The 17,995-nt window shown below is 68.0% G+C and carries 16 protein-coding genes; 7 read left to right on the top strand and 9 right to left on the bottom strand.

Annotated elements, in window-relative coordinates; translation table 11 throughout:
- Positions 1 to 125: 125 nt before the first annotated feature.
- The 8 genes from G8O29_RS14465 to G8O29_RS14500 all read right to left on the bottom strand — a co-directional run bounded on the left by G8O29_RS14465 (position 126) and on the right by G8O29_RS14500 (position 9,907).
- Positions 126 to 1,235, bottom strand: a complete 1,110-nt coding sequence (locus G8O29_RS14465; RefSeq protein ID WP_166403937.1) for a transporter substrate-binding domain-containing protein — start codon at positions 1,233 to 1,235, stop codon at positions 126 to 128.
- 95 nt (positions 1,236 to 1,330) lie between these two features.
- The gene (locus tag G8O29_RS14470; RefSeq protein WP_166403938.1) at positions 1,331 to 1,516 is read right to left on the bottom strand and encodes a hypothetical protein; all 186 of its coding nucleotides are present in this window, start codon (positions 1,514 to 1,516) and stop codon (positions 1,331 to 1,333) included.
- Between the two features lie 20 nt (positions 1,517 to 1,536).
- Positions 1,537 to 3,798 carry a serine/threonine-protein kinase gene (locus G8O29_RS14475; RefSeq protein WP_166403939.1) on the bottom strand — a complete coding sequence of 754 codons (2,262 nt, stop codon included), beginning with the start codon at positions 3,796 to 3,798 and terminating at the stop codon, positions 1,537 to 1,539.
- A gap of 323 nt (positions 3,799 to 4,121) precedes the next feature.
- Positions 4,122 to 5,390: an amidohydrolase family protein gene (locus G8O29_RS14480; RefSeq protein WP_166403940.1), complete on the bottom strand. Its 1,269-nt coding sequence runs from the start codon at positions 5,388 to 5,390 to the stop codon at positions 4,122 to 4,124.
- Complete coding sequence (locus G8O29_RS14485; RefSeq protein ID WP_166403941.1) at positions 5,391 to 6,335, bottom strand: ABC transporter permease; 945 nt, start codon at positions 6,333 to 6,335, stop codon at positions 5,391 to 5,393.
- Positions 6,332 to 7,375 carry an ABC transporter permease gene (locus tag G8O29_RS14490; protein WP_166403942.1) on the bottom strand — a complete coding sequence of 348 codons (1,044 nt, stop codon included), beginning with the start codon at positions 7,373 to 7,375 and terminating at the stop codon, positions 6,332 to 6,334. The genes G8O29_RS14485 and G8O29_RS14490 overlap by 4 nt, the downstream gene beginning before the upstream one ends.
- Positions 7,365 to 8,897, bottom strand: a complete 1,533-nt coding sequence (locus tag G8O29_RS14495) for an ABC transporter ATP-binding protein (RefSeq protein ID WP_166403943.1) — start codon at positions 8,895 to 8,897, stop codon at positions 7,365 to 7,367. The genes G8O29_RS14490 and G8O29_RS14495 overlap by 11 nt, the downstream gene beginning before the upstream one ends.
- Positions 8,894 to 9,907 carry a BMP family protein gene (locus G8O29_RS14500; RefSeq protein WP_166403944.1) on the bottom strand — a complete coding sequence of 338 codons (1,014 nt, stop codon included), beginning with the start codon at positions 9,905 to 9,907 and terminating at the stop codon, positions 8,894 to 8,896. Before G8O29_RS14500 ends, G8O29_RS14495 begins: the two co-directional genes overlap by 4 nt.
- A 251-nt stretch (positions 9,908 to 10,158) precedes the next feature.
- Between G8O29_RS14500 and G8O29_RS14505 the strand changes: the two genes are divergently transcribed.
- Positions 10,159 to 10,824, top strand: a complete 666-nt coding sequence (locus G8O29_RS14505; RefSeq protein ID WP_166403945.1) for a GntR family transcriptional regulator — start codon at positions 10,159 to 10,161, stop codon at positions 10,822 to 10,824.
- On the opposite strand, the gene G8O29_RS14510 is transcribed toward G8O29_RS14505, so the two are convergent.
- Positions 10,821 to 11,528: a type 1 glutamine amidotransferase gene (locus G8O29_RS14510; RefSeq protein WP_166403946.1), complete on the bottom strand. Its 708-nt coding sequence runs from the start codon at positions 11,526 to 11,528 to the stop codon at positions 10,821 to 10,823. The genes G8O29_RS14505 and G8O29_RS14510 overlap by 4 nt on opposite strands.
- A 62-nt stretch (positions 11,529 to 11,590) precedes the next feature.
- On the opposite strand from G8O29_RS14510, the gene G8O29_RS14515 reads away from it, so the two are divergent.
- From G8O29_RS14515 to hpaR, 6 genes are all read left to right on the top strand, one after another.
- Positions 11,591 to 12,847 (top strand): cytochrome P450, encoded by a 1,257-nt coding sequence (locus G8O29_RS14515; protein ID WP_166403947.1) that lies wholly within the window; start codon positions 11,591 to 11,593, stop codon positions 12,845 to 12,847.
- A gap of 16 nt (positions 12,848 to 12,863) precedes the next feature.
- Complete coding sequence (locus G8O29_RS14520; protein WP_166403948.1) at positions 12,864 to 14,156, top strand: type I glutamate--ammonia ligase; 1,293 nt, start codon at positions 12,864 to 12,866, stop codon at positions 14,154 to 14,156.
- A 10-nt stretch (positions 14,157 to 14,166) separates the two neighbouring features.
- Positions 14,167 to 14,493 carry a 2Fe-2S iron-sulfur cluster-binding protein gene (locus tag G8O29_RS14525; protein WP_207623848.1) on the top strand — a complete coding sequence of 109 codons (327 nt, stop codon included), beginning with the start codon at positions 14,167 to 14,169 and terminating at the stop codon, positions 14,491 to 14,493.
- A 94-nt stretch (positions 14,494 to 14,587) separates the two neighbouring features.
- Positions 14,588 to 15,346 carry an inositol monophosphatase family protein gene (locus G8O29_RS14530; protein ID WP_166403950.1) on the top strand — a complete coding sequence of 253 codons (759 nt, stop codon included), beginning with the start codon at positions 14,588 to 14,590 and terminating at the stop codon, positions 15,344 to 15,346.
- Positions 15,347 to 15,463: 117 nt separating this feature from the next.
- Positions 15,464 to 17,434, top strand: coding sequence for an aminotransferase class V-fold PLP-dependent enzyme (locus G8O29_RS18840; RefSeq protein ID WP_367890185.1), 1,971 nt, complete (start codon positions 15,464 to 15,466; stop codon positions 17,432 to 17,434).
- A 54-nt stretch (positions 17,435 to 17,488) separates the two neighbouring features.
- Positions 17,489 to 17,968 (top strand): homoprotocatechuate degradation operon regulator HpaR, encoded by a 480-nt coding sequence (gene hpaR, locus G8O29_RS14540; RefSeq protein WP_166403951.1) that lies wholly within the window; start codon positions 17,489 to 17,491, stop codon positions 17,966 to 17,968.
- Positions 17,969 to 17,995: the final 27 nt, after the last annotated feature.

A 17,995-nucleotide genomic window follows, 5' to 3' on the forward strand; every position in this document is an offset into this window, starting at 1 on the left:
GCTTAGGATTGCAGACATGGCGCGAATAAGGCGAAGGCATGGTCAATTGGCGCAAGTGCGGAAACACCGGGGCGCGACCATCCGGGGGTGACGCTTTCGGCCTGGCGGGCTTCGGTCCGCATGGTCTATTCCGCCTGGCGCTGCTTGCTCAGCGCGGTGGAGACGATGTCGTACCATTCGCCGGATTCGTACATCTCGATCACCCCGGCATCCAGCTTGCCCAGCATGGCCACGGCGCGGGGGTTCGACTTGTGCGCGATCACATGCAGGCTGAGGATCGTCGAAAGATGCGGGTTCTGGCCGATGGTCGAGATCAGCCCCAGCTTCGCGATCGTGGCGTCGCCGACCTCGGAATCGACTGAAACCAGGTCCACCTCGCCCGCAGCCAGAGCGCGGAAACATTCCTTCACATTCTCGCCGCGCACCAGCGTCACCGTGCTTGCGGTCAGGCCGGCGGCCTCCAGCACGCCCGCGGTAAAGCCCTCGGGCCGGCAGATCCGCTTGCGCTCGAACTCGGCATAGCTGGTGGCGCCCAGCAGGCCGCTGTCGCGGGTGGCGAAATAGGCATCGACGATCTCGTAGAACGGGCCGGAAAAGGCAAAGTCGTTGCAGCGCACCTGGTCGCCGGGCGACAGCATGCCGCTCTCGCAGTCGGGGCGGATCCAGGGAAAGCTCAGGTCATAGGCGCCCGAGGGCAGAAGCGCGTCGATATGCGCCTGCCAGTCCGAGACGAAGCTCAGGTTGTACGGGATGGCGGGGTCGGCGCGGAAGATCGCCATCTCGACCAGCTGGGTCATCATGCCGCCGCCCGGCAGGGACTTGTCGGCAAAGGGCGCGTAGCCGTTGCCGGTCACGAAGGCGATCGGCCGTTCGGCCGGGGCAGGGGCGGCGGGAAGGGTTTCGGGCGTCGCGCTGACCGGGATGACGCTTTCGGGCTGGGCCTCGAACGGGGCTTCGGCTGGGGCTGCGGCCGGGGCTTCGGCCGCCGTTTCGGCGCAGGGGATGACCAGCATGGCCCCGATCTCGATCAGATCGGCCTTGGCGCCGATCACCTTGATGTTGGCGTCATAGATCCGCCGGTAGAGATCGCTGTCGCCATAGGCCTTGTTGGCGATCCGGCGCAGGTTGTCACCGGGTTGCACCTTGTAGGTCGTGCAGGCCTCTTGCGCCTGCGCCGCGCCGCCGCAAAGCAGCAGGGCCGTGCCGCAAAGCAGAAGAATGCGCGAGACTTTCATGTTCCTTGCTCCTTGTTCCGTCGGACCCTTCTGCGTCCGCGCGGCGATTGTCGTCCTGACCTGCATCGCTCCGGGGCATTCGTCAGCCATCGGCTTCAGCCCTGCCGACCGGCCGGACCTGCGCCGTCCCGGGCGGCGGCCTGCGCGCGACGGGCCGCCTGGCCAAGCGCCAGCACCAGCGGGTCCAGCGACGGCGGTCGCGACTCGCTCCTGGCGCCAGGGCGGGCGGGGGCAAGACGCTCGGCCGCCTGCTGCGGGGCAGAGCCGGCCGAATGGGGCATCGGTTGGCCGCCTGCCATGGTCATGGAGCCTCGGCTGCCGCCAGCTGCAGGGTGGCCGCGTCCACCTTGCCATTGCGGATGATCGAGAATTCGGTCTGCATCGCCCCGCGCGCCACCAGGTCGCGCAGGATGGTTTCTAGCGCATCCGGCGTGCTGAGCGGGATGCCGGTGGTCTTGTCCCGGAACAGGATGTCGCCCTGGCGCAGCGTGGTAAGCTGGGGCCGGGTGACGCCGGTGACTGTGGTGGTCCAGGCGCCGTCGATCACGGCGGTGCGGACGCTGACACCGTTCACCAGACCGACAAGGCGCACGGCGCCGACGGTCAGCAGGCCGGTCTGCCGTTTCAGGTCCGACCCGGCATATTCCACCACAAGCCGCGCCTTGCCGTCCGGATCGACCTGCATCGCATTCAGGATGGCCGCGGTCAGCGCAGTGCCGGTCGGGGTCGGCGTTCCGTTCACGCCGTAGATGAGCAGGCCGCGTTGCAGCCAGTTGCCGACCTCGGCCAGATTGGCGTCTGGAGACACGCGCAGCACGACGGGGGTCGGCTTGCCGCCCATGATCCGGTCATCGGCGGTGAAGGGAAGTTCGGCGTCCCAGGCCGCAAAGGCGATCTGATTCGCGGCAGGAGTGCCTTTGACTTCAACCGCGGGCGCGGCGGCAGGCTCGGCCGCCGGCTCGGGCGCGGCGGCGGCGGTTTCGGTGACAGCCGGTTCGGTTGCGATGGCTTCTGCCGTGGCGGTTCCGACGGCCGCTTCTGGGGCGGCTTCCGCGGCGGGTTCCGCCGTCGCCGCAGCCGTTTCCGCCGCGGGGGCCGGATCGGACGCAACCTGCGCCGCCTCGGCCACGGTCGAGGATTCGGGCGCTGGTGCCGGCTCGATCGCCGGTGCCGCCGATGTCGTCAGGCCAGGCGCGCTGACGGTCGCTGCGGCGGTCTCCACCGCTGGCGCGACTGCGGTTTCTGTCGCAGGTTCCGATGCCGTCGCCGTGGCAGTATCGGGGGCGGTACCGCGGGTCGGGGTGCCTGCAGTGCTGCCTTGCACGACAGCCGCGGTGCCGGTTGCCGCACCGGCCTCGCGGGCTGCACCCGGGGCCTGCGGGCCGCCCCCGAGGAAGGCATAGACCCCACCTGCCAGGGCCACGACGAGAACCCCGCCGGCCAGCATGGGCAGCGGGCTTTTTCGGGCGGGCGCGACCGCCGCCGGCGCCGCGGAGGCGGCTGGCTGCGGCTGCGAGACCGGCCGCGCGGGCGCGACCGGCTGGGCCGCGACCTGCGCTTCCTCGCGCTGGAAGTCATTGACCAGGCGATGCACCGCGTCCTCGGTGCCCGGCTCGGGTTCGGCCGCCGCCGGCTGCCTGCTGAACATCGCCAGCCAGGCGTCGGCCGTCTGCAACCGCTGCTTCGGCAGCGTGCACAGGGCGCGGTCGATCGCCTCGAGGAAGCCGGCGGGATAGCCCGGGAAGCGGCCGGCCAGCGGGGTGTAGGGATCGGGCCGGTCCTCGGCCAGCGCCCCCAGCCGGGCCTGCCCGTTGACCGGGGCCTCGCCGGAAATCAGGTGGTAGAGCGTGGCCCCCAGCGCGTAGAGGTCGCTCCACGGTCCCTGTTCGGACCCGGCGATGTAGAATTCCTGCGGGCTGTAGCCATCCTTCACCACCCGCAGCGCCGACATGGCGCGATTGGTCTGGCTGGCCTTCTCGCGCGCGGCGCCGAAGTCGATCAGGATCGGCTCGCCCTTCTTGTCGATCAGCACGTTGTCGGGCGAGATGTCGCGGTGCAGCATGTCATTCTGGTGGATGAAGCCCACCGCCTTGAGCAGCTTTTCGGTCAGCACCACGATCTCGGCCGGTGTGGGGCGCTTGCCTTCGCCGTCGATGATCTGTTGCAGGTCCAGCCCGTCGATGTAGTCCAGCGCCATGTAGGCGGTGCCGTTGTCCTCGAACACCTGGTGGACCGAGACGATGTTGGGATGCACGATCTTGGCCAGGCTGCGCGCCTCGCGCACGAAAAGCTGGACGATCGCCCGCAGTTCTGCCGTATGTGCCCGCGACCGGGCCGCGACCATGACCTTCGACCGGCGGCAGACCGAAGAGGGGAAACACTCCTTGATCACCACATCGCGGTCCAGGCTGTCCTTGGCCAGATAGGTGATGCCGAAACCGCCCGAGTTGATGTATCGGGTGATCGTGTACTGACCCTTCAGCAGCTTGGCCCCTGGCTGCAGTTCGTCGATCAGGTCATCGACCTCATCGCTCGCGGGTTCTGCCGCCGTTTGCTGCGCCATCTCGCATTTCCTTCTGCCACGGGTGCCTGATTTCCGGCGCCTTGGACCTCCTGGATGCTATGTCCCTATCGACAGACCCCGGCGCACGAACAATCGTCCACACAAACGCACCAATTCACTTCAACCGTCATGGTTGTGGATGACGGCGAAAATGGGGCGATCCAGAGGAGTTTTGAAGGATGGGGATACTCAACCTTTGCGAGAAGGGTGTCCACGCGACCCGTGCCGCGGGCAATGCCGGCCTGCTATCGGCCCTGTTGTTTCGCAACGGGAACGAATTTTGCGCGGCGCCTCTGATGGGGCGGCGCGCGCCGCCCGCCGGCTCAGTTCAGCCTGCGGCGCAGCGTTTCGGGCCGTCCCGCCAGGCGCATCCGGGCGTCGTTGCGCTGGCGGCTGGCCACCAGCCGGCCCTTCGACACCACGGCCAGCCGGTCCGGTCGCAGGCGCAAGGCTTCGACCGGGGTGCCTGCGTCCAGGACGACGAGACTGGCCAGGCAGCCGGGGTGCAGCCCATAGTCCGGCAGGCCCATGATCTGCGCATTGGTCTCGGTCACCATGGTGAAACAGCGCGCCATTTCAAGGGGATGGGTCATCTGCGCGACATGCAGGCCCATGAAGGCCACATCCAGCATGTCCGCCGTGCCAAGCGAATACCAGGGGTCCAGCACGCAGTCCTGTCCCCAGCCTACGGGGATGCCCAGGGCCTGCATCTCCTTCACCCGCGTCAGCCCCCGCCGCTTGGGGTAGCTGTCATGGCGGCCCTGCAACGTGATGTTGATCAAGGGGTTCGGGATCGCCGTCATCCCGCTTTCGGCGATCAGCGGCAAAAGCTTGGACACATAGTAATTGTCCATCGAATGCATGCTGGTCAGATGGCTGCCCGCCGCCCGGCCCCCCAGCCCGTGCCGCGTCACCTCGCGCGCCATGGTTTCCACATGGCGGCTCATCGGGTCGTCGGTCTCGTCGCAATGCACGTCCCACATCAGCCCGCGCTCGGCGGCGATCCGCGCCAGATCGCGCAGCGACTCGGCGCCTTCCTCCATCGTGCGCTCGAAATGCGGGATGCCGCCCACCACGTCGCAGCCCATGTCCAGCGCGCGCAGAAGGTTCTGCCGCCCGGTCTTCGTCCGGTAAAGCCCGTCCTGCGGGAAGGCCACCAGTTGCAGGTCCAGATAGGGCGCCACCCGACGCTTCACCTCCAGCATCGCCTCGACCCCGCGCAGATGGTCGGGCGTGGTATCGACATGGGTGCGGATCGCGAGTAACCCCATGCTGACCGCCCAGTCGCAGTAGCGCAGCGCGCGCTCCACCATCTCCTCCACCGTGGCGATCTCGCGCAGCTCTCCCCACAGCGCGATGCCTTCCAGCAGCGTCCCGCTCGCATTCACCCGCGGCAGGCCGTAGCTCAGCGTCGCGTCCATATGGAAATGCGGATCGACGAAGGGCGGGGACACCAGGTCTCCGGTCGCGTCGATCACGCGCGCCGCCTCGGCCTCCAGCTTGCCCACCGCCGCGATCCGGTCGCCCCTGATGCCGATATCGGCCACCGTCCCGTCGGGCAGGGTGCCGCCCTTCACCAGCAGATCGAACATCTACCGTTCTCCCTTGTTGTAGGGCACCATCAGCGCCGCCGGCACCTCGGCCCGCCGCGACATCAGGATCAGTGCCAGGATCGACAGCAGGAAGGGCAGGGCCAGGAACAGCTGATAGGGCAGCACCGCCCCCAGCGCCGTCTGCTGCAACCGGATCTGAAGCGCGTCGAAGGCCGCGAACAGGATCGCCCCCAGCACCGCCTTGCCGGGCTTCCAGGCGCCGAAGACGACCAGCGCGATGCAGATCCAGCCCCGCCCGTTCACCATCTCGAAGAAGAAGCTGGAGAAGGCCGACAGCGTCAGGAACGCGCCCCCCACCGCCATCAGCCCCGATCCCACGATCACCGCCCCCATCCGCAGGCCGGTGACCGACAGCCCCTGCGCCTCGACCGCCGCCGGGTTCTCGCCCACCGCCCGCACCGCCAGCCCCAAAGGTGTGCGATAAAGCGTGAAGGCCACCAGCCCCGCCACCGCAAAGGCGAACCAGGTCAGCGCGGTCTGCGACAGCGCCGCCCCCAGCCAGGGCAGGTCGGACAGGCCGGGAATGTAAAGCGGCTGGAAGGGTGTGATCTTCGGCGGGCTGGTCACCTGCGGCAGCATAAGCCGATAGGCGAAAGAGGCCGAGGCCGTGGCCAGCAGCGTCACCCCCAACCCCACCACATGCTGCGACAGGCCGAAGGGCACGGTCAGCACCGAATGCAAGAGCCCGAACAGCATCCCCGCCGCCATCGCCACCGCGACCCCGCCCCAAAGCGGCATCCCCTGATAGACCGCCATCCAGCCGGTGAAGGCGCCGATGACCATGATCCCCTCGATCCCGAGGTTCAGCACGCCCGCGCGTTCGCAGATGAGTTCCCCCATGGTGGCCAGGATCAGCGGAGAGGCGATGCGGATCACCGCCGCCCAGAAACTGGCCGAAATGAGGATATCGACAATCTCGCTCATCCCCGCACCACCCGCACCCTGGTGAGAAGGATCGCCAGCACCATGAACAGCAGTGCCGTCGCCAGCAGCATGTCGGCGATATAGGTCGGCACCCCCGCCGCCCGGCTCATCGCGTCCGACCCGACGAAAATCCCCGCCACGAAGATCGCCGTCACCACCACGCCCAGGGGATGCAAGAGCGCCAGCATCGCCACGATGATCCCCGTGTAGCCGAAGCCAGGCGACAGGTCCGACGACAGATGCCCCTTCAGCCCGGCCACCTCGGACCACCCGGCCAGCGCGGCCAGCCCCCCGGACAAAAGGGCGGTTTTCACCAGCACCGCGTTGACCGGCATGCCTGCGAACCGCGCGGCCTCCGGGTTCTGCCCAACGGCGCGGATTTCGAAGCCCAGCGTGGTACGGGTCTGGATCACCCAGACCGCGACCGCCGCGATGATCGCCAGCGCAAAGCCCCAGTGCAGCCGCAAGCCCTCCACGATGCGCGGCAGGCGGGCCTCGGGGATCAGGGCAGGGGACTTCGGCCAGCCCATGCCCATCGGGTCCTTCATCGGGCCTTCCAGCAGGTAGCTGACGAAGAGAAGCATGATGAAGTTCAGCAGCAGGGTCGTCACCACCTCGTCCACCCCCAGCCGGGTTTTCAGCAGCACCGGCCCCAGCAGCAGCGCCGCCCCCGCCAGCATCGCGGCCCCCGCCGAGACGGGCAGGACCAGCGGGCTTCCCAGCGCGCCGGTGCCCAGCACCACGGCCATGATTGCGCCCGCGTAAAGCTGCGCCTCCGCACCGATGTTCCACAGCTTTGCCCGGAAGGCCACGGCCACCGCCAGCCCGGTGAAGATCAGCGGCGTCGCGCGATTCAGGGTTTCGAGAATCGCCAGCTTCGACCCCAGCGCCCCCCGCGCGATCTGGCCCAGCACCGCGAAAGGGTTCGCCCCCGCGATCAGCGCCAGCAGCATGGCGACTCCCAGCGTGGCGAGCAGCGCCAGCGCCGGCAGCCCAATCTTGCGCGCCGCCGAGGGGTTGGGGATCGCCTCAAGCCGCATGCGCTTCCTCGAACTTCTGCCCTGCCATCCACAGGCCCAATTCCGCCGCCGTCATCGTCCCACGCGCAAAGGCCGGGGAAAGACGGCCTTGAGAAATCACATGAACGACGTCAGACAAGCTCATGATTTCATCCAGGTCTTCCGAAATCAGCAACACCGCCGCCCCCCGGTCGCGCGCCGCGATCAGCTGCGCCTGCACATAGGCAATCGCGCCCACATCCAGCCCCCGCACCGGCTGGTTGGCCAGGATGATCTCCGGCCCCGGCGCCAGTGCGCGGCCCAGGATCAGCTTCTGCATGTTCCCGCCCGAGAGCAGCCTGATCCGCGTCTCCGGCCCCGGACAGCGCACGTCATAGCCCTTGATGATCCCTTCCGCAAAGGCCCGCGCCGCCCGCCAGTCCATCCAGCCGCGCCGCGAGAATCGCGTGCGATACCCCTCCAGCACCGCATTCTCGGTCAGGTCAAAGTCCGCAATCGACCCCTGATGGTGCCGGTCCTCCGGGATCCGCGCCACGCCGCGCGCCAAGGCCTCGCGCGGGGTCCAGGTCTCCGGCTCCTGCCCATGCAGCCACAGGTGCCCCGCGGCGGGCAGGGCCAGCCCGCCCACGATCTCGGCCAGCGCCGCCTGCCCGTTGCCCGAGACCCCGGCAAGCCCGGTGATCTGCCCCGCCCGCAGCTCCAGCGTCACCGCCTTCAGTCCCGGCGCCGCGCCGCGGTCGGGCGTCGAGACTTGGTCCAGCCGCATCAGCACCGCCCCCGGCACCCGCGCCTCGGCGCGCGGCAGGGACAGTTCCCCCCCGACCATCAGCGCCGCCAGCGCGGCCTTGTCGGTCGCATGGGTATCCACTTCGCCCACCACCCGGCCATGGCGCAGCACCACGCAACGGTCGGCAATCGCCATCACCTCGTGCAGCTTGTGGCTGATGAAGATCACCGACAGCCCCCGCGCCGTCGCCTTCCGCAAAGTGGCAAACAGCGCCTCCGCCTCCTGCGGGGTCAACACCGCCGTCGGCTCGTCCAGGATCAGGATCCGCGCGTCGCGGTAAAGCGCCTTCAGGATTTCCACCCGCTGGCGTTCGCCCACCGACAGGCGGCCCACCCTGGCATCGGGATCGACCGCCAGCCCGAAGTCCCGCGACAGCCGCGCCACCTTCTCCCGCGCGCCCGCACGCGACCGAGACCACAGCCCCTCGGTCCCCAGACGGATGTTCTCCAGCACCGTCAGGTTGCCCGCCAGGCTGAAATGCTGGTGCACCATCCCCACCCCCGCCGCCAGCGCCGCGCGCGGGTTGCCGGGGGGCAGGGGGCGGCCGAACACCTCGACCGACCCCGCATCGGCCACATAGTGACCGAAAAGGATGTTCATCAGCGTGGTCTTGCCCGCGCCGTTTTCCCCAAGCAGCGCCACCACCTCGCCGCGCCGCAGGGTCAGCGACACGGCGTCGTTGGCCGTCAGCGCGCCGAAGCGCCTGGTGATCCGGTCAAGGCGAAGAACGACTTCCGCCCCGCTGTCCCGGCTCACGACGATTTCGGCTCGCTGTCGTCGATGGTCACGGTAAAGCTGCCGTCGCGGATCGCCTTTTCCTTCTCGGCCACCAGAGCCTTGATCTCGGCGGGAACCTTGTCCTCGAAGGTGCCCAGCGGTGCCAGCGAACAGCCGCCCTCGCGCATGAAGGAATAGGTGCCGTAATTCGCCGCCTTGAACGTCCCGGCCTGCACCGCAGCGACGGCGGCGTTCAGCGTGGGCTCGAAATGCCACAGGGCCGAGGTGACGACCGTCTCCGGGTAATCCGGTTGCGTGTCGATCACGTTGCCGATGGCCAGAACGCCCCGCTCCTTGGCCGCGTCCGACACGCCGAAACGTTCAGCATACATCAGGTCCGCGCCCCCGTCGATCATGGCAAAGGCGGTCTCCTTGGCCTTGGGCGGATCGAACCAGGACCCGATGAAGCTGACCTGGAATTTCGTCTCCGGCTTCACCTCGCGAACGCCGGCCATGAAGGCGTTCATCAGCCGGTTGACCTCCGGTATCGGGAAGCCGCCGACCATGCCGATATTGCCCTTGGTCATGCCGCCCGCGACGATGCCCGAGAGATAAGCCGCGTCCTGGATGTAGTTGTCGAAGACCGCGAGGTTGGGGTTCGCGGCCTCGTCCGGCATGAAGGACGACCCCAGCAGGAAGGCCACATCCGGGTATTCCGCGCAGACCTCGCGCGCCTCGGCCTCGGCGCCGAAGATCTCGCCCACGATCAGCTTGACCCCCGCCTCGCAATATTCGCGCATCACGCGGGGATAGTCGGTGTTCGCCACATTTTCGGTGTAGGTGTAATCCACCGTCCCCGCCGCCTTCAGCGCCTCGGCGGCGATGTGGATGCGGCTGACCCATTGCTGTTCCACCGGCACCGTGTAGATGCCCGCCATCCTGATCGGCTCTTGTGCCAGGCCAGCGCGCGGCAGGTTCGCCGCCACCGTTGCCGCCGCCCCACCCAGAAGCAGCCCGCGCCGCGATACCGTGAAGGTTCCCGTTGTCATCTGATGCCTATCCCTGTTGCTGGTCTTCGGTTGGAATTTTTACCAAGAGGTAAAACTCTTTCCCGATTCGTTACAAGCGGCAGTTTCCCCGGTCAAATCGCGCGGCGCGCCTGCGACCGCGCCGGTAGAAATTGCCGGAAAATATGGCATTTCATGGCCTTGCCGGTCAATGCGAAAGCATTGTCTGAAGTCGGGACGGGCATCGACGCCGCGCCCGCCGCATGGCAGGGTCGCCAGGAAGGAGGTTCGCCATGTCCATTCCCTTCGCCGGTCCGCAGATCCCGACCCTCGTCCAGCACATCCTGGACCGGATCGACCTTGGCCAGCTGAACCCGGGCGACCTTCTGGACGAGGCCGAACTTTCGGCGACCTACGGCGTCTCCCGCACGCCGGTGCGCGAGGCGATCCTTTATCTCGAAGCCCTCGGCCTCGTCCGCCGCCTGCCGCGCAAGGGGGCCGCGATCTTCCGGCCCACGCTGGAGGAATTTCTTGCCATCATCGAGGTCCATGCCAAGCTGGAAGGCCAGGCCGCGGGCCTTGCTGCCCGCCGCCTGTCGCGGCAGGGGGCCGAGGATCTGGAAGCCGCCGTCCGCGCCTGCGAGGCGCAGGCCGCCGCCAATCCGACCGGCGACCCGGACGGCTATTACCAGTTGAACCTGCGGTTTCATGCCTGCGTGGCCACCGCCTCGGGCAATGGCGTGCTGCTGGAAAGCCTGAAGACCAACGCCCGCCGCCTGCTGGCCTACTACCGCGCCCGCTACCGCTTTCAGGGTGCGATCCCGAAATCCGCCGCCGAACACCGGGCCATCGCGCGCCTCATCACCGACCGCGATTCGGCGGGGGCCGAGGCGATGATGCAGGCCCATGTCCAGTTCGATCAGGTGACGGCGATGGACCTTCTGGCCGCGCTCTCCTAGCCCTTCGCCTGTTCGAAGAACCGCGCGATCCATTCGGCAAAGCGCGGCCCTTCGGTTCTCTGCGAGAGTGAGTCCCTTGCGGCCCGCCCCACCTCATCCGGGAGCTTCGGTGCAAATTCCTCGACCAGCGCGGCCAGGAAATCCAGCGTCATCTCAGGGTGATACTGCGTGGCAAAGACCCGGTTGCCGATCCGGTAGCACGCCGCTGGACACCCCGGCGTGACCCCCACCACCTCCGCGCCGGGGGGCAGCGCCGTCACCTGCTCGCCATGCGCCGCCGCCAGCCGGAACGATGCCACGGGCTCCATCCAGGGGGCAGGGCAGGTGACCCGGGTCTCCGCCGTCCCCAGCACGAAGGCCCCCGGATTAGGCCCCACCGTTCCCCCCAGCGCCTTGGCGATCGCCTGATGCCCGAAACAGGCCCCGGCCAGCGGAACCCCCGCCGCAAAACCGTCGCGGATCAGCTGCATCAGCCGGTCGATCCAGGCCTCCCCGTCATGCACCGAGGCCGGGCTGCCCCCGATCAGCGCCCCGTCAAACCCTTGCAGATCATCGGGAAACTCACCTTTCGGCAGATCGAAGGCCGTGACCCGCCACCCCGGCCGCACCCCCTGCAACAGGGCCTTGAACTTCTCCACATCGCGCGGATGGCGGGCGGCGAAATCGCTGTCATCGGTGTTCGTGGCCAGCACCGCGATATGCATGAGATTTCCCTTTACATATTTAACATGCGTATCATTATGCAAATCGCAGGAGGGAGCAACCCATGACAGTCTGGACACCCACCGACGACGGTTACGCCGACCTGACCAGCCACGACACTTTCCTGAACGGCGCCCCCCACAACACCTTCGCACGCCTCCGCCGCGAGGACCCCTGCCACTGGACCCCATACCCGCAAGGCCAGGGCTTCTGGTCCCTGACCCGGCACGAGGACATCCTGCGCCTGAACGGCCAGCCCGACCTCCTGTCCTCCGCCCGCGGCATCCGTATGGAGGATCAGAGCTACGAGGAATACCTCGCCCGCCGCACCTTCCAGGAAACCGACCCGCCGGACCACATGCTGACCCGGGTGAAGGTCGCCAAGGCCTTCTCGAAACCCGTCATCGCCACCTTCGAACAGGCGATCCGCGACCTCTGCACCACGATCCTCGACGCGGCCCTGCCCAGGGAAACCTTCGACGCCACGAGGGAAATCGCGCGCGAACTGCCGATGCGGATGCTCGGCCGCATCGTGGGCCTGCCGGACGAAGACCTCCCCTGGCTGGTCGAGAAGGGCGACGCGCTGATCGCCAACACCGACCCCGACTTCACGCCCCACGTCCTTGACAAACTCACCACCGACGAATTCCGCATGATGCCCTTCAACTCTCCGGCAGGCGCGGAACTCTTCGTCTACGCCAAGGACCTGATGGCCCGCAAAGCGGCCATCGGCGACACGAACGGCGTCCTCCACATGATCCTGCAACCCGGCCACGACGGCCAGGTCATGCCCGAACACGAATTCCGCAACTTCTTCTGCCTGATCGTCGCCGCCGGGAACGACACCACGCGCTACTCCATCGCCGCCGGGATCCAGGCGCTCGCCCACCAGCCCGAGCTTCTCCCCCTCATCCAGTCCGGCGCCGTCGATGACACCATGGCCGACGAGATCATCCGCTGGGCCAGCCCCACCTCCTACTTCCGCCGCACCGCCACCCGCGACTTCGACCTGCACGGCAAGACCATCCGCGCGGGCGACAAGGTGCTCTACTGGTTCGCCTCCGCCAACCGCGACGAGGCCGTGTTCGACCACCCCTTCCGCGTCAACCTCGCCCGCAACCCGAACCGGCACCTCGCCTTCGGGCAGGGTGGGCCGCACCTCTGCCTCGGCATGTGGCTCGCCCGCCTCGAAGTCCGCGTCCTGTTCCAGGAACTCGCCAAACGCATCACATCCATCGAACCGGCCGGAGAGCAGAAATTCCTGCGCTCGAACTTCGTCGCCGGATTGAAAAGCCTGCCCGTCCGCGTGACGCTGCAATAAACAGGGGGAGACCGAAATGCCCGACCGCCTGCGCGCGATGTTCTGCGACCACCTCAGCCTGATGCGCGGCAAATACCTGCCCGCGGCCAAGCTGAAATCCGACGGCACCCGCATGGCGCGGCCCACCTTTTCCGTCCACTGGGACAAGGACCTCATCCTCGACGCGCCCCACACCAGGTGCCGCGAAGGCATCCCGGACATGGAGCTGCGCTGGGAGGCCTCCGACATCCGCGACGGCTGGGAGCCTGACACCAAGGTCGTCACCGGCGACCTCTACGACAGCGAGGGCGAACGCATCCCCCTCTGCCCCCGCTCTGCCCTGAAACGCGCCGTTGCCGCCTGGGAAGCCAGGGGCCTCACCCCCAAGGTCGGCGTCGAACTGGAAGCCTTCGCCTTCGAGATCGCCGAGGACGGCTCCATCGCCCCCATGCACGCCCCCGGCGGCATCGTCTACGGCACCGGCCCCTTCGCCGACCCCGCCGGTTTCACCGATGCGATCTGGCTAAGGGCCGAGGAAGCAGGCTTCCGCCTCGACCTCATCACCGCCGAATACGACACGCCGCAGTTCGAATTCACCCTCGCCTACGACACCGCCGTCAAGGCCGTGGACGAGATGGTCCTCTTCCGCCAGATGGCCCGCGAAGTGGCCCTCGAACACGGCATCCTGTTGACCTTCCTGCCGAAACCGATCCTGGAAAAGGGCGGCTCGGGCCTGCATTTCAACCTCTCCTTCGCCGCCAAGGCGGGCAAGAACGCCCTGATGACCGGCCCCAAGGGCGGCCCCGACCACATGAACGACCTTGCGAAAGGCGTCGTCGCGGGCTGGCTTCATCACCACAAGGGCCTTGCCGGGCTGCTGGCCCCCACGGTCGGCAGCTACCTGCGCCTGCAACCCGCCTCGATGTCGGGCTACTGGTGCAACTGGGGCGGCGACCATCGCGGCGTCACGGTTCGGGTGTCGGAAGAGGGCGGCCCCAAGACCCGCCTCGAACACCGCATGGCCGACGCCAGCTGCAACCCCTACACCGCGCTTGCGGCCCTGTTGCAGGCCGGGCTTCTCGGCGTCGAAAAGGCCTACAATCTCCCCGCGCCCGAGGCCGGCGACGGCTTCGACCGCACCGACGCAGGCTATGGCGTGGCAGGCTCACTGTCCGAGGCGATGGACGATCTTGAGGCCGACAAGGCCCTCGCCGCCGCTCTCGGCCCGGAGCTTGTCGAACACCACCTCTTCATGAAGCGGATCGAGGTGACCAAGACCGAGGGCCTCGAAGGCGCAGCCTTGCGCAACTATTACATCTGGTATGTCTGAGGGTCCGCCAATGACTTTGACACGGAAAGCCACCTGGAAACTGGCCGATGGCCGCGCGATCACGCTCGACGTGCCCGAGGGCCAAAGCCTGATGGAGGCCGCCACCCGGCACGGCGTCCCCGGCATCATCGGCGAATGCGGCGGCTCGATGTCCTGCGCCACCTGCCATGTCGTCGTCGCCCCCGACTGGGCCGAACGGGCAGGGACCCCCAGCGCCTTCGAGGAAGACATGCTCGACATCACCGAGGCCGGCCGCCAACCCACCTCGCGCCTCTCCTGCCAGATCAGGATGACTGCCGCGTTGGACGGGATCGTCCTGTCGGTGCCCGAGGCTTGAGGAAAACGAAATTTCTGCAAGATTCCCGATTCTTTGCAGAAAAATCGTGACTCTGGTGGTGTAAGGCTTCCGTCCCCGTCTCCATGAGAAGCCGATGATCCTGGACACCCTCACCCCGATCCTGACCGATGCCGCCGCCCAGTCGCTGGCCTTCTTCAACAGCCTCGCCGCCCGCCGGATCGACGCGAAATCCCCCGGCGATCTCGTCTCCGACGCCGACCGCGCCGTGGAGCAGACCCTCCGCCAGCGCCTGACCGAAGCCTTCCCCGACTGCACCATCCTGGGCGAGGAATACGGCGGTGCGCCCACCGACCGCTTCTGGGCCATCGACCCGATCGACGGCACCGCGAATTTCCTCTCCGGCCTGCCGTTCTGGACCGTCTCCCTCGGCCTGATGGACCACGGCCAGCCCGTCGCGGGCGGGATCATCGCCCCCGCGCTGGGCCTCTCCGCCATCGGCGCCCCCGGCCAGCCCCTGCGCCTGACCGGCTTCACCCCCGGCTCCCGCCCTGCCGACCCGCCCTGCATCGGCCTCGGTCGCAACCCCCGCTGGCCCGCCGCCGACCGCCACGCGGTGGAGGCCGCCGCCGATGCCCGGAACCTCGGCGTGCGCCTCCTCGGCTCCTGCGCGCTCTCGCTGATGCTCGTCGCCACCGGCCGCCTGAAAGGCTATGTCGAGGCAAACGTCGGCGGCCTCTGGGACTGCGCCCGCGGCCTCGCCCTCTGCCGCGCCGCAGGCCTGCCGACCGCGTTCAAGCTCCACGAGGACGGCACCGTCGATATCCTCGCAGGCTTGGTTTTCGGCATCGCCCAGGCCGCCGGATGGCGCGGCGAAATCCTTGACGACAGGTAAACGCCCGCAGCCAAGCCCTTGATTTCAAACCGCACGAAAAAGCGCCGCGCGCGGCGCTTGCAGCCGCCGCGCCCCGCTGGCACTCTCGCCCCGGAAGGCCGGAGGGGACCACAGAACATGACCCGCAACACCACCCATGGGGGCTACTTCCTCTACCATTCCATCGGCATCTACCCCGGAAAAGAGGAAGACCTGGCCCGCGCCATGGCCGAGTTCTCCGAAATCTGGGCCGCCCCGAACGACAAGCAGTGGGGGTATGTCCTGCGCAAGCGGCAGGACTTCATCGACCGCTGGCGGCGGCTGATCGGGGTGCCGAAGGGCAGCCTGACCACGGTGGACAACGTGACCGAGGGCCTCCAGAAGATCCTCCGCGCCCTGCCCGAAGGCTATCTCAAGGGCAAGCGCGTCCTCGCCGCCGCCGACTGCTTCCCCTCGCTCCACTTCCTCCTTCAGGGCCTCGCCCCGAAGATGGGCTTCACCGTGACCACCGTCCCCCTCTCCGCAGGCCGCGCCTGGGTGGAGACCGAGGATTTTCTGGCCCACTGGACCCCCGACGTGGGCCTCGCCCTTCTGACCTGGGTCACCTCGATCGGCTCGTCGAAGATGGACTACCCCGCGCTGGTCGCCCATGGTCGCGCGATGGGCAGCCTGATGGTCGCCGACATCACCCAAGGCGCGGGCCTGATGCCCTTCGACGCCCTGAACCCGCGCGTCGATTTCGTCGTCTCGACCAGCCTGAAATGGCTCTGCGGCACCCCCGGCGCGGGCATCCTTTACGCCGACAAGGACCTTATCCCGAGCCTGACGCCAGAGGGCCGCGGCTGGTTTTCCCAGAACAATCCCTTCTCCTGGGACCTGGACAAGTTCGACTACGCCCCCGACATCCGCCGCTTCGACACCGGCACGCCGGGCTCGGTCGCGGCCCTGGCCTCGCTGCCGGCGCTGGAGTGGTTCTCCAGACAGGACCAGACCGAGGTCGCCGCCCACAACCGCCGCCTGGTGGACCGGGTGATCGAACGGGCCGACCGTCTGGGCCTCCCCCTCCATTCCCCGCGCGACGCGGACAAACGGGGTGGCGCGGTGATGATCCGCATGCCCGACAAGGCCGAGGCCGCGGCCTGCGTCGGCGCCCTGGGGGTCGAGGGCTATTCGGTCGATTGCCGCGGCCCGATCCTGCGCATGTCGCCCGGTTTCGTGACCGAGGAACGCGCGGTGGACGCCGTCTTCGATCTGGTCGAAGAGGTGATGGCCCGCCGCAAACGGCGCTTCGCGGGGCAGGGGGAGCGGAGCGGAAACCCGACCGAAACCCTTGCCGCGCTTGCGTCGGGCCTCGCTTCGGGCAGCGTGACAGTCGTGGACCTGACCGCCGAGCTTGGCCCGAACACACCGATCCTGCGCCTGCCCGAGGATCTGGCGCGGAACACGCCGAAAGTCGCGATCCACCGGATCAGCGAATACGACAAGGACGGCCCGTTCTGGGCCTGGAACTGGCTGGAACTGGGCGAACATTCCGGCACCCATTTCGACGCGCCGCACCACTGGCTGTCGGGCAAGGACCACCCGGACGGCTTCACCGACACCCTCGATGTCCAGCGCCTGATCGCACCCGCCAACGTGATCGACTGCTCGAAGGAAGCCGCCGCCGACCCGGATTTCCTGCTGACCGCCGACCATGTGAAGGCCTGGGAGGCACAGCATGGGCAGATCGGCCCCGGCGAATGGGTGCTGATGCGCACCGACTGGGACAGGCGATCCCATGACGAGGAACTGTTCCTGAACGAGGACCCGGACCCCCACGAGGACGGATCCCATTCTCCCGGCCCCTCGACCGACTGCATCGACTATCTCCTGGGCAAGGGCATCGTCGGCTGGGGCACGCAGTGCATCGGGACGGATGCGGGGATGGCCGGCAAGTTCAGCCCGCCCTTCCCGGCGCACAACTTCCTGCACCGGGACAACTGCTTTGGCCTGGCCAGCCTGTGCAACCTCGACCAGCTGCCGCCCAAGGGCGCGCTGCTGATCGTGACGCCGCTGAAGATCAGGAACGGGACGGGCTCTCCCATCCGGGCGCTGGCGCTGGTGGCCTGACCCGGCGCGAAACCTTGGATTGAGGCCGCGCGCGAAACGCGCCATAAGCGGAAGATGACCGACACGACCAGCTTCCGCCAGACCCGCCGCTCGTTGCCCATCGCGCTTTTGCGGGCGCGGGAAACGGTGATGGGGCCGTTCCGCGACATGCTGGCCAGTTCCGGCGTCAACGAACAGAAGTGGCGCGTCCTGCGCGTGTTGCAGGAACGCGGGCCGCTGGAGCTGAGCCAGGTCGCCGCCGAGGCGGTGCTCCTGCTGTCCAGTCTGACGCGGATGGTCGGGCCGATGGTCGAGGAAGGCCTGATCTCGCGGATGACCCCGCCCGAGGATCGCCGCAAGTCGGTGATCGCGATCACGCCGGCGGGGCTTGCGCTGGTCAACGCCCATGCGGCGGCAAGTGCCGCGATTCTGGGCCGGATCGAAGCCGAATTCGGGCGCGAGCGGCTGGAAACGCTGCTCGACCTGCTGGAGGACCTCCAGAAGCTGGACCTGCGCGGGACAGCGCCGCAGAGCGGGCACCGGACCCGCCGCTAGGCCGGGGTGCCCCGGCCCGCAGTTCAG

Origin of the sequence: Rhodobacter calidifons, assembly GCF_011174775.1 — a bacterium.
Taxonomy (GTDB): Bacteria; Pseudomonadota; Alphaproteobacteria; order Rhodobacterales; family Rhodobacteraceae; genus Tabrizicola; species Tabrizicola calidifons.